The organism is Streptomyces fumanus (assembly GCF_014655295.1).
Taxonomy (GTDB): domain Bacteria; phylum Actinomycetota; class Actinomycetes; order Streptomycetales; family Streptomycetaceae; genus Streptomyces; species Streptomyces fumanus.
Genome location: NZ_BNBI01000020.1, coordinates 119,430 through 129,720, shown reverse-complemented (window position 1 = coordinate 129,720; position 10,291 = coordinate 119,430). Strand labels below are relative to the sequence as shown.

Annotated in this window: 12 protein-coding genes; 8 read left to right on the top strand and 4 right to left on the bottom strand. The window is 73.5% G+C overall.

All coding sequences use genetic code 11. The features are described 5' to 3' along the window. Positions 1 to 226: 226 nt before the first annotated feature. The 4 genes from ybaK to IE316_RS32835 form a co-directional block, all read right to left on the bottom strand. Positions 227 to 727, bottom strand: a complete 501-nt coding sequence (gene ybaK / locus IE316_RS32850; RefSeq protein WP_190208203.1) for a Cys-tRNA(Pro) deacylase — start codon at positions 725 to 727, stop codon at positions 227 to 229. Between the two features lie 23 nt (positions 728 to 750). Continuing rightward, entirely contained in the window at positions 751 to 1,491 is a 741-nt protein-coding gene (locus IE316_RS32845) for an LON peptidase substrate-binding domain-containing protein (RefSeq protein WP_190208202.1), read from the bottom strand. Between the two features lie 11 nt (positions 1,492 to 1,502). Further along, positions 1,503 to 2,510 (bottom strand): hypothetical protein, encoded by a 1,008-nt coding sequence (locus IE316_RS32840; RefSeq protein WP_190208201.1) that lies wholly within the window; start codon positions 2,508 to 2,510, stop codon positions 1,503 to 1,505. A 208-nt stretch (positions 2,511 to 2,718) separates the two neighbouring features. After that, entirely contained in the window at positions 2,719 to 4,296 is a 1,578-nt protein-coding gene (locus IE316_RS32835) for an oxidoreductase (protein WP_190208200.1), read from the bottom strand. A gap of 178 nt (positions 4,297 to 4,474) precedes the next feature. Here IE316_RS32835 and hisD point away from each other — a divergent pair, with 178 nt between their 5' ends. From hisD to hisF, 8 genes are read left to right on the top strand one after another with little or no spacing between them, the layout of a single operon-like run. Further along, a complete protein-coding gene (hisD, locus tag IE316_RS32830; RefSeq protein ID WP_190208199.1) occupies positions 4,475 to 5,800 on the top strand; it encodes a histidinol dehydrogenase in 1,326 nt (441 codons plus the stop codon). Continuing rightward, on the top strand, positions 5,797 to 6,909 hold the full coding sequence (locus IE316_RS32825; protein ID WP_190208198.1) for a histidinol-phosphate transaminase: 1,113 nt from the start codon (positions 5,797 to 5,799) through the stop codon (positions 6,907 to 6,909). Before hisD ends, IE316_RS32825 begins: the two co-directional genes overlap by 4 nt. Next, the gene (hisB, locus tag IE316_RS32820; protein WP_190208197.1) at positions 6,906 to 7,499 is read left to right on the top strand and encodes an imidazoleglycerol-phosphate dehydratase HisB; all 594 of its coding nucleotides are present in this window, start codon (positions 6,906 to 6,908) and stop codon (positions 7,497 to 7,499) included. Before IE316_RS32825 ends, hisB begins: the two co-directional genes overlap by 4 nt. Next, positions 7,496 to 7,660 carry a CG2302 family histidine operon protein gene (locus IE316_RS32815; protein ID WP_190208196.1) on the top strand — a complete coding sequence of 55 codons (165 nt, stop codon included), beginning with the start codon at positions 7,496 to 7,498 and terminating at the stop codon, positions 7,658 to 7,660. Before hisB ends, IE316_RS32815 begins: the two co-directional genes overlap by 4 nt. Further along, the gene (gene hisH, locus IE316_RS32810) at positions 7,651 to 8,301 is read left to right on the top strand and encodes an imidazole glycerol phosphate synthase subunit HisH (RefSeq protein WP_190208195.1); all 651 of its coding nucleotides are present in this window, start codon (positions 7,651 to 7,653) and stop codon (positions 8,299 to 8,301) included. Before IE316_RS32815 ends, hisH begins: the two co-directional genes overlap by 10 nt. A gap of 4 nt (positions 8,302 to 8,305) precedes the next feature. Beyond that, a complete protein-coding gene (gene priA, locus IE316_RS32805; protein ID WP_190208194.1) occupies positions 8,306 to 9,031 on the top strand; it encodes a bifunctional 1-(5-phosphoribosyl)-5-((5-phosphoribosylamino)methylideneamino)imidazole-4-carboxamide isomerase/phosphoribosylanthranilate isomerase PriA in 726 nt (241 codons plus the stop codon). Further along, positions 9,028 to 9,441 (top strand): RidA family protein, encoded by a 414-nt coding sequence (locus IE316_RS32800; protein ID WP_190208193.1) that lies wholly within the window; start codon positions 9,028 to 9,030, stop codon positions 9,439 to 9,441. The genes priA and IE316_RS32800 overlap by 4 nt, the downstream gene beginning before the upstream one ends. Then, positions 9,438 to 10,193: an imidazole glycerol phosphate synthase subunit HisF gene (gene hisF, locus IE316_RS32795; RefSeq protein ID WP_190208192.1), complete on the top strand. Its 756-nt coding sequence runs from the start codon at positions 9,438 to 9,440 to the stop codon at positions 10,191 to 10,193. The genes IE316_RS32800 and hisF overlap by 4 nt, the downstream gene beginning before the upstream one ends. Positions 10,194 to 10,291 lie beyond the last annotated feature (98 nt).

Here is a 10,291-nt window from a genome sequence, read left to right as displayed (position 1 = left end):
GGACGCAGTCCCTCGTACTGGGCGTACTCGGGGCTGTGTCCGGTGCGGCGAGAGTGCGTGCCAGGCGTCGCGGGGCAGGAGGGACTTTGCGGACACGACCTAGGGGCCGGTCAGGCGGGCCGGCGGCCGTGGTTGGCGCGGCGCTTGCGGACGCGCCACCTGCGTTTGCGGGTTCTCTTCGACATGCCCCTTGTGCTTAACCGAGGATGGGGCGTCCGTCGAGGGGTCAGGCACGCCCGATCGGGGCGAGCACCGCGTCCGTGAGCCGGGCCAGGTCGGCGGGGGCCAGCTCGACCTCCAGGCCCCGGCGGCCCGCCGAGACGCAGACCGTGGCGTGCTGCGAGGCCGAGGCGTCCAGCACGGTGGGCAGCTTCTTGCGCTGGCCCAGCGGGGAGATGCCGCCCCGGACATAGCCGGTGGTGCGCTCGGCGAGCGCCGGGTCGGCCATCGCCGCCCGTTTGCCGCCGACCGCCGTCGCCAGCGCCTTCAGGTCGAGCTGGCCCGCGACCGGCACGATCGCGACCGTCAGCGTGCCGTCGACGTCGGCGACCAGCGTCTTGAACACCCGCTCCGGGGAGACGCCCATCGCCTCGGCCGCCTCCTCGCCGTAGGACGGGTGGGCGGGGTCGTGGTCGTAGGAGTGGACCGTGTACGCCACGTCCGCGGCGGTCAGGGCCACCGTCGCGGGGGTGCCCCCCGCCTGCTGCTTCTTCGCCTTCTTCGCCATCGCGGGCAGCTTCTCCGGTTGCGTCAGTTCAGACTGGTCGGGCCGCGCGTCAGGTCGGACGCGGGCAACGACGGCAGGGTACGGATGACGGCCGTCTCGGTGCGCAGCAGCGTCAGTTCGTCGCGCAGCCGGGAGGCGGTGTCCGGCGCCTGGAGCAGCCGCTGCTTGGTCGGCGTGTCCAGCATCATCGCCGCGGCCACCAGGTACGAGACCACGCCGGGCTCGTCCGGCAGCTCGGCGCCGGTGGCCAGCGACCGCTCCCGCGCCCCGGCCAGCCGCTTCTGGTACTGGCGGAACGCCCGCAGCACACCCTCGGCCAGCGGGCCCGCCTCGTCGCCGGGCTCCTCGGGCAGATGCTCCAGCTCGGCCGTCAGGAACGGCCCGGAGGCGTCGACCGACAGCAGCCTGACCCGGGTGGTGCCGGTCGCCAGCACCTCGAAGGTGCCGTCGGCCCGCTCCCGGATCGTCGCCGCGTCCGCCACACAGCCGACCCGGTGGAACGCCTTGGCCGGGTCGGGCCCGAACCCGGCGCCGGCCCCGCGCTCGGGCACCGCCGTGGGGTCGGGCAGCCCGGGGGCGCTGGGCGCCACCTCGTGGCCGTCCCGGATCGCCACGACGGCGAACCGGCGCGGCTCGTCCTCGGGCGTTTTCAGCAACTCGCGCATCATGGCGCGGTAGCGCTCCTCGAACACGTTGAGCGGGAGCACCAGCCCCGGGAACAGAACGGAGTTCAGGGGGAAGAGCGGGAGCCGGACGGTGGTCACGACGCAGAAGCCTAATGGTCGTCCGGGCCGGCGTGAGCGCCGCGCCCGTTTCCCGGCCGGCCGGACACCGCCGACCGGATCTCGTCGCGCACCTGGAGGAACCGCCCGAGCGGGTCCTCCGCCTCCCGCTCCCAGGGGAAGGAGGTGGCGTACGGGCCGGTCAGCCGGAGCTGTTCCGCCGCGTCCGCCGGGCGGCCCAGCCGGACCAGCACGTACAGCAGCAGGTTGCGCAGCGGGGCCGGCCAGGGGTCGGCGGGCGGCAGCCCGGCCGACAGCGCGATCGCCAGGTCGGCCGCCGCGTGCAGCCGGTCCCGTCCCACCGCCTCCGGGCCGGCCTCGGTCAGACAGCGGTAGGCCGCCCGCAGCGGCAGCGCCCGCACCAGCGCCCCCTCGGGCGCGTCCTGCGCGGCCGTCTCGGCGAAGTCCAGGCACTCGCGGTGCGCGCCGGGCGAGGCGGCGGCCAGGTACTGGAGGGCCGCGAGGTGGCAGCCGTAGTGGTGCGGGGCGCGGCGCACCGCCTCGGCCCACAGATGGGCGAACTCGGCGTGCCCGGCCCGCCGGCCGCGGGCGCAGTCCAGGGCGACCCGCCAGGGCACCGGGTCCGGCCCGCCGTCCCGGGCGGCGGCCATGACGGCCGGTTCGGCCTGGTCCAGCAGTTCGGTGCGGGCCGGCGACTCCCAGTGCCGGTCCACCGCGAGCCGGGCGCCGACCAGGGCCGCGTCCGGGTCGCCGGGGTCGGCGGCGCGCCAGGCGTCCAGCCAGTCGGGGCGGGAGCGCGCGAACGCCGCGAGCCGGGTCGCGTACCGGTCCCGGCGGTCCCACTCGGCGTCCCGGCGGGTGGCGGCGAGCAGCTCGGCGGCGGCCCGGTGGGTGCCCTGCGCGGCGCCGACCAGCGCGGGGGCCAGCCGGTCGTCGGGCGCGTCGAGGAGTGCCTCGTCGTCGGCCGGGAGCCCGGCGGCCGGGCGCGCCGAGCCGCCCCGCAGCCGGGCCGTACGGAGGAACACGGAAAGCCGAGCCATGGTGTCGACCATTGAAAGTCCGCAGGTCGGGGCCGCGCCAGAGGCTTCGCGCAACCTTCGGAAAGTTGTACGTCCGGCGGTAAAAGCGCGGTAAAACGTGAGCGTGTCTCACCTGCGGGGCGTCTGACCTGTGCGATGTCTCACCGCTGCCGCGCGTCACCTGTGCGGAGTCTCACCGGCGCGGTGCCTGCCCGAGCGGTGCGGTGCCTCAGCCCCGCCGCAGCAGCCGGGTCGCGCCCGCCGCGACCGCCGTGGCCAGGACCCAGCCGACCAGGATCATCGCCGCCGCCAGCCACTGCCAGCTCCCCCGCAGCCGCCAGGACCCGACCTGCCCCAGGTCGATCACCGGCAGCAGCAGGTCCAGGGCGAACAGGGCGGGGTCCCACGCCGGGTGCTCACCGCTCTTGAGCGGCGGCAGATGGGCCTGCGCGAAGGCGATCGAACCGCCCGCCCACAGCAGCGCCATCCACACCGCCGCCCGCCCCGGCCGGTACCCGTAGGCCACCGTCCAGTCCTGGACGTACCCCCAGATCCGGGCGGCGAGCGGCAGGCCCGCGCGGCGCCGGCGCTGCTTGGCCAGCAGCACCTCGCGGGCCTCCTCGTCCGAGCCGCCCGCCCGCAACACCGCGGCGAGCAGCTCGTACGGCTCCGGGTCGTACTCGGCGGTCGCGGCGGCCACCCAGTCCAGCCGCAGGCTCAGCGGGAACGCGCCCCGGGGCACCAGGTTCTCGTACGTGAAGCCGCCCATCTGGAGCCGGCCCGGACCCGGCCAACTGTCCGCCCGGTCCATCAGGTTGACCACCCGGGCCCCCGACAGCACCACCCGCCCCAGGGCTGGCCGCTCCCCGAGGAAGCGCAGCTCCGGCGTCTGCACCCGGCGCAGCGACAGCTCCTGCTCCTCGGTGAGCACGAACCGCGCCTGCTCCAGGTCGACCGCGTCGCCGAACCGCCCGTCGTCCAGCCGTATCCCGCCCTGGCAGGCGAACCGCTGGACGCGGCTGCCCCGCACCGGGGTCAGGCCGCCCAGCAGCGGGCTGTCGACGCCCGCCGGGGTCAGGTACAGCGTGCGCTCGACCGTCAACTGCGGGGCGTTCAGCGCGAGCCGCGCCCGGGGGTTGCGCAGCCGGGCGCCGCGCAGGCTCAGCGAGACGCCGATCTGGGCGCCGCGCAGGCTCACTTCGCCGTACGACTCCAGCAGCTCGGCCTGGAGGTCCTGGCCCACGGTCATGCCGTCGGCCGCTATCGACCGTCCGCCGCGGTTGTGGTGCACCACCGCCTGGTTGAGCAGCAGGTCGGTGCCGATCCGCGCGTCGGTCAGCCGTATCCCGCCGGGGAAGCGGCAGCGCGGCAGATGGAGGTCGCCCTCGGTGTGCAGCCGGGCCGCCTCCAGGCGGGGCACCGCGCAGTCCACCAGCCGCAGGGTGGTGAAGCGGGCCTCCGGCAGCAGCACCTCCCGGTCGAAGCGGCAGCGCCGCAGCTCCACGTACGGCACCACCGTGCCGCCCGCCAGGTCCATGGTGTCGCTGATCCGCACGCCGACCAGCTTCAGCGAGGAGACCCGCCCGGCCAGCGCCGGCGGTCCGTCCAGCAGCAGCCAGCACACCACCCGGGCCCGCACCGTGCGCTCCGGACCCCACAGATGCGGGCCGTGCGGATCGTCCACGGCCGGGTCGCCGCTGCTGAGGTCGTACACGCTGCCGTTGCGGAACGCTTCCCACATCCCGGCCTCGGTGGCCGTCAGGCCGTCCGGCGGGCTCGCCGCGCGGAGGCGGAGGCCCTCGGTCACGCCGTTCACTCCCTGCCCCGTTCCTCACTCATCCTTACCCTCGTACACCTGTTCATGCCCGCTGAGTGACGTACTGAACACTCTGCGTGAAGGAAATCTGCGGGAGCGGTGGACGGCGCTGTATCAGCCATTGATACGCGCGGACGGCGCCCGACGCGGGTCTGAGAGAATTGGTTCCGTGATCTCCCGAATCGATCTGCGCGGCGACGCCCTCCCCGAGGGCTCCGCCCTGCGCGACCTGCTGCCCCGAGCCGACTTCGACGTCGCGGCCGCCCTGGACAAGGTGCGCCCGATCTGCGAGGACGTGCATCATCGGGGCGACGCGGCGCTGATCGACTTCGCCGAGCGGTTCGACGGTGTGCGGCTGGAGCAGGTCCGGGTGCCCGCGGCGGCCCTGGAGCGGGCCCTCGCCGCACTGGACCCGGCGGTCCGCGCGGCCTTGGAGGAGTCCATCCGCCGCGCCCGCCTGGTCCACCGCGAACAGCGCCGCACCACCCGCACCACCCAGGTGGTGCCCGGCGGCACGGTCACCGAGAAGTGGGTGCCGGTCGACCGCGTGGGCCTGTACGCGCCCGGCGGCCGCTCGGTCTACCCGTCCTCCGTGATCATGAACGTGGTGCCCGCGCAGGAGGCCGGCGTCCCCTCCATCGCCCTCGCCTCGCCCGCCCAGGCCGAGTCCGGCGGGCTGCCGCACCCGACCATCCTCGCCGCCTGCGCCCTGCTCGGCGTGGACGAGGTGTACGCCGCGGGCGGCGCCACCGCCGTGGCGATGTTCGCCTACGGCACCGAGTCCTGCCCCCCGGCCACCATGGTCACCGGCCCCGGCAACATCTGGGTCGCCGCCGCCAAGCGCTACTTCACCGGGAAGATCGGCATCGACGCCGAGGCCGGCCCGACCGAGATCGCCGTCCTCGCCGACGCCACCGCCGACCCGGTGCACGTCGCCGCCGACCTGATCAGCCAGGCCGAGCACGACCCGCTGGCCGCCGCCGTCCTGGTCACCGACTCCGCCGAACTGGCCGACGCGGTCGAGCGGGAACTGGAGCCGCAGGTCGCCGCCACCAAGCACGTCGAGGACCGGATCGTCCCCGCGCTGGGGGGCGAGCAGTCCGCGATCGTCCTGGTCGACGACATCGACGCCGGGCTGAAGGTCGTCGACGCCTACGGCGCCGAGCACCTGGAGATCCAGACCGCCGACGCCGCAGCCGTCGCCGACCGGGTGCGCAACGCGGGCGCGGTCTTCATCGGCCCCTGGGCGCCGGTCTCCCTCGGCGACTACGCCGCCGGGTCCAACCACGTGCTGCCCACCGGCGGCTGCGCCTGCCACTCCTCCGGCCTGTCCGTCCAGTCCTTCCTGCGCGGCATCCACATCGTGGACTACACGCGCGACGCGCTCGCCGAGGTCGCCCACCACGTGGTGACGCTGGCCGAGGCGGAGGACCTGCCCGCGCACGGGGCGGCGATCAAGGCGAGGTTCGACTGGAAGGTACCCGAGGGCAAGTGAGCGACATCCGCATCGACGACCTGCCGGTACGGGACGAGCTGCGCGGCCAGACCCCCTACGGGGCGCCCCAGTTGGACGTGCCCGTACGGCTGAACACCAACGAGAACCCCTACCCGCTCCCCGAGGAGCTGGTCGACCGCATCACCGAGCGGGTCCGCGAGGCCGCCCGGCACCTCAACCGCTACCCCGACCGGGACGCGGTCGAGCTGCGCACCCGGCTCGCCGAGTACCTCACCGACACCACCGGCCACCGCGTCGGCAGGGAGAACGTGTGGGCGGCCAACGGCTCCAACGAGGTCATCCAGCAGCTCCTGCAGACCTTCGGCGGCCCCGGCCGCACCGCCATCGGCTTCGAGCCGTCGTACTCCATGCACGGCCTGATCTGCCGGGGCACCGGCACCGGATGGATCTCCGGCCCGCGCAACGAGGACTTCACCATCGACCTCGCGGCGGCCGAGCGGGCCATCGCCGAGCACCGGCCGGACGTCGTCTTCATCACCACCCCCAACAACCCCACCGGCACCGCCGTCCCGCCCGGCACGGTCCGCGCGCTCTACGACGCGGCCCAGGCGGCGAAGGACTCGATGGTGGTCCTGGACGAGGCGTACATCGAGTTCAGCCACGGCGAGTCGCTGCTGGGGCTGCTCGCCGGACGCCCCCGGCTGGTCGTCTCCCGCACCATGTCCAAGGCGTTCGGCGCGGCCGGACTGCGCCTGGGCTACCTCGCCGCCCACCCGGCGGTCGTGGACGCCGTGCAGTTGGTGCGGCTGCCGTACCACCTGTCCGCCGTCACCCAGGCGACCGCGCTGGCCGCCCTGGAGCACACCGGCACCCTGCTGAAGTACGTCGAGCAGCTCAAGGCCGAACGCGACCGGCTGGTCGCCGAACTGCGGGCGCTCGGCTACGAGGTGACCGAGTCCGACGCCAACTTCGTCCAGTTCGGACGGTTCGAGGACGCCCACGCGATGTGGCGGAAGATCCTCGACCGGGGCGTCCTGGTCCGGGACAACGGCGTGCCGGGCCGGCTGCGGGTCACCGCCGGCACCCCCCAGGAGAACGACGCGTTCCTCGACGCGGTACGTGAACTCAAGAAGGAGCAGACGGCATGAGCCGCGTAGGACGCGTCGAGCGCGTCACCAAGGAGACCTCGGTCCTGGTCGAGATCGACCTCGACGGCACCGGCAAGACCGACATCGCCACCGGCGTCGGCTTCTACGACCACATGCTCGACCAGTTGGGCCGGCACGGCCTGTTCGACCTCACCGTGCGGACCGAGGGCGACCTGCACATCGACTCCCACCACACCATCGAGGACACCGCCCTCGCGCTGGGCGCCGCCTTCAAGCAGGCCCTCGGCGACAAGGTGGGCATCTACCGCTTCGGCAACTGCACGGTCCCGCTGGACGAGTCCCTCGCCCAGGTCACCGTCGACCTCTCCGGCCGCCCCTACCTCGTGCACACCGAGCCCGAGACCATGGCGCCGATGATCGGCGAGTACGACGTGACCATGACCCGGCACATCCTGGAGTCCTTCGTCGCCCAGGCCCAGATCGCCCTGCACGTGCACGTGCCCTACGGGCGCAACGCCCACCACATCGTGGAGTGCCAGTTCAAGGCGCTGGCCCGGGCCCTGCGCTACGCCTGTGAACGGGACCCGCGCGCCGCCGGCATCCTGCCCTCCACGAAGGGCGCGCTGTGACCGGCATCTCGACCCTGCTGATCGTCGTCGGCCTCTTCCTGGTCGGCGGGATCATCTCCTTCGCCAAGCAGCAGATGCCCAGGAGCCTCATCGTGCTGCTCTCCGTCGGCGCCGCGATGTGCCTGGTCGCGGGCATCCTGAGGCTGGAGGTGTGGAATTGAGCACGTCCCCGAAGAAGGTCGTCGTCTTCGACTACGGCTTCGGCAACGTCCGCTCCGCCGAGCGCGCCCTCGCCCGCGCCGGAGCCGACGTCGAGATCACCCGTGACTTCGACACCGCGATGAACGCCGACGGCCTGCTGGTCCCCGGCGTCGGCGCCTTCGCCGCCTGCATGACGGGCCTGAAGCAGGCGCGCGGCGACTGGATCGTCGACCGCCGGCTGGCCGGCGGCCGGCCCGTGATGGGCATCTGCGTCGGCATGCAGATCCTGTTCGCCCGCGGCATCGAGCACGGTGTCCAGGCCGAGGGCCTGGACGAGTGGCCCGGCACGGTCGAGCCGCTCCAGGCCGACGTCGTCCCCCACATGGGCTGGAACACCGTCGAGGCACCCGAGGACTCCGAGCTGTTCGCCGGCCTGGACGCCGACGCCCGCTTCTACTTCGTCCACTCCTACGCCGTCCACGACTGGACCCTGGAGACCCACAACCCGGCGCTCACCGCGCCCAAGGTGACCTGGTCCACGCACGGCAAGCCGTTCGTGGCCGCCGTGGAGAACGGCGCCCTGTGGGCCACCCAGTTCCACCCCGAGAAGTCCGGCGACGCCGGAGCCCAGCTCCTCACCAACTGGATCGGAACCCTGTAGCGACATGGCCATCCTCGAACTCCTCCCCGCCGTCGACGTCCGCGACGGCCAGGCCGTCCGCCTCGTGCACGGCGAGTCCGGCACGGAGACGTCCTACGGCTCCCCCCTGGAAGCCGCCCTCGCCTGGCAGCGGGCGGGCGCCGAGTGGCTGCACCTGGTCGACCTGGACGCCGCCTTCGGCACCGGCGACAACCGGGAGCTGATCGCCGAGGTCACCAAGGCCATGGACATCAAGGTGGAGCTGTCCGGCGGCATCCGCGACGACGACACCCTCGCCGCCGCCCTCGCCACCGGCTGCACCCGCGTCAACCTGGGCACCGCCGCGCTGGAGACCCCCGAGTGGGTCGCCAAGGTCATCGCCGAGCACGGCGACAAGATCGCCGTCGGCCTGGACGTGCGCGGCACCACCCTGCGCGGCCGGGGCTGGACCCGCGACGGCGGCGACCTCTACGAGACGCTGGCCCGCCTGGACCAGGAGGGCTGCGCCCGGTACGTGGTCACCGACATCGCCAAGGACGGCACCCTCCAGGGCCCCAACCTGGAACTGCTGCGCGGGGTGTGCGCGGCGACGGACAAGCCGGTGGTGGCCTCCGGGGGCGTCTCCTCCCTGGCCGACCTGCGCGCCATCGCCGAGCTGGTCCCGCTCGGTGTCGAGGGCGCCATCGTCGGGAAGGCCCTGTACGCGAAGGCGTTCACCCTGGAAGAGGCCCTGGAGGCTGTGGCGTCATGACATCCGAAGCCGTACGGCGCGTGCAGAGCGGAAGTGCCTGGGAGGAGTCCTTCGGTTTCTCCCGCGCCGTCGCGGCGGGCGACCGGGTGCTGGTCGCGGGGACGACCGCGTTCAAGGGCGAGGTGCTCCACGGCGAGGGCGACCCCTACGAACAGGCCAAGGTCGCCTTCACCAGCGCCCTGGAGGCGATCGCCGCCTACGGGCTGGGCGTCGAGTCCGTGATCCGCACCCGCGTCTACCTCGCGCACGCGCGGGACGTCGACGCGGTGGGCCGGGCCCACAAGGAACTCTTCGACGCCGTACGCCCGGTCACGACCCTGCTGGTCGTGCAGGGCTTCATCGACTCCCGGGTCCTGGTGTCGGTGGAAGTGGAAGCATTCAGAGGCACACCGGAGGAACTGCGGTCATGACCCTGGCGGTCCGAGTCATCCCCTGCCTGGACGTGGACAACGGCCGGGTCGTCAAGGGCGTCAACTTCCAGAACCTGCGCGACGCGGGCGACCCGGTGGAGATGGCCAAGGTCTACGACGCCGAGGGCGCCGACGAACTGACCTTCCTGGACATCACCGCCTCGTCCGGCAACCGCGAGACCACGTACGACGTGGTGCGCCGCACCGCCGAGCAGGTGTTCATCCCGCTCACCGTCGGCGGCGGCGTCCGCACCGCCGAGGACGTCGACAAGCTGCTGCGGGCCGGCGCCGACAAGGTCGGCGTCAACACGGCGGCGATCGCCCGCCCCGACCTGATCCGGGAGATCGCCGAGCGCTTCGGCCGCCAGGTCCTGGTCCTGTCGGTGGACGCCCGCCGCACCGAGGCCGGCACCTTCGAGGTCACCACGCACGGCGGCCGCAAGGGCACCGGCATCGACGCGGTGGAGTGGGCGCACCGCGCGGCCGAGCTGGGCGCGGGGGAGATCCTGCTCAACTCCATGGACGCGGACGGCACCAAGGACGGCTACGACCTGGAGATGATCGCCGCGGTCCGCAAGCACGTCACCGTCCCGGTGATCGCCTCCGGCGGCGCGGGCCGGCTCGCCGACTTCCCGCCGGCCGTCACCGCCGGGGCGGACGCGGTGCTGGCCGCGTCCGTGTTCCACTTCGGCGACCTGCGGATCGGCGAGGTCAAGGAGACGCTGCGGGAGGCGGGGCATCCGGTGCGGTGACGTCGCCGGGTGCGGGTACGTCGTGGCCGCTCGCGCAGTTCCCCGCGCCCCTTTCGAAAGGGGCGCGGGGAACTGCGCGACCGGCCCCCGCTGCCCGC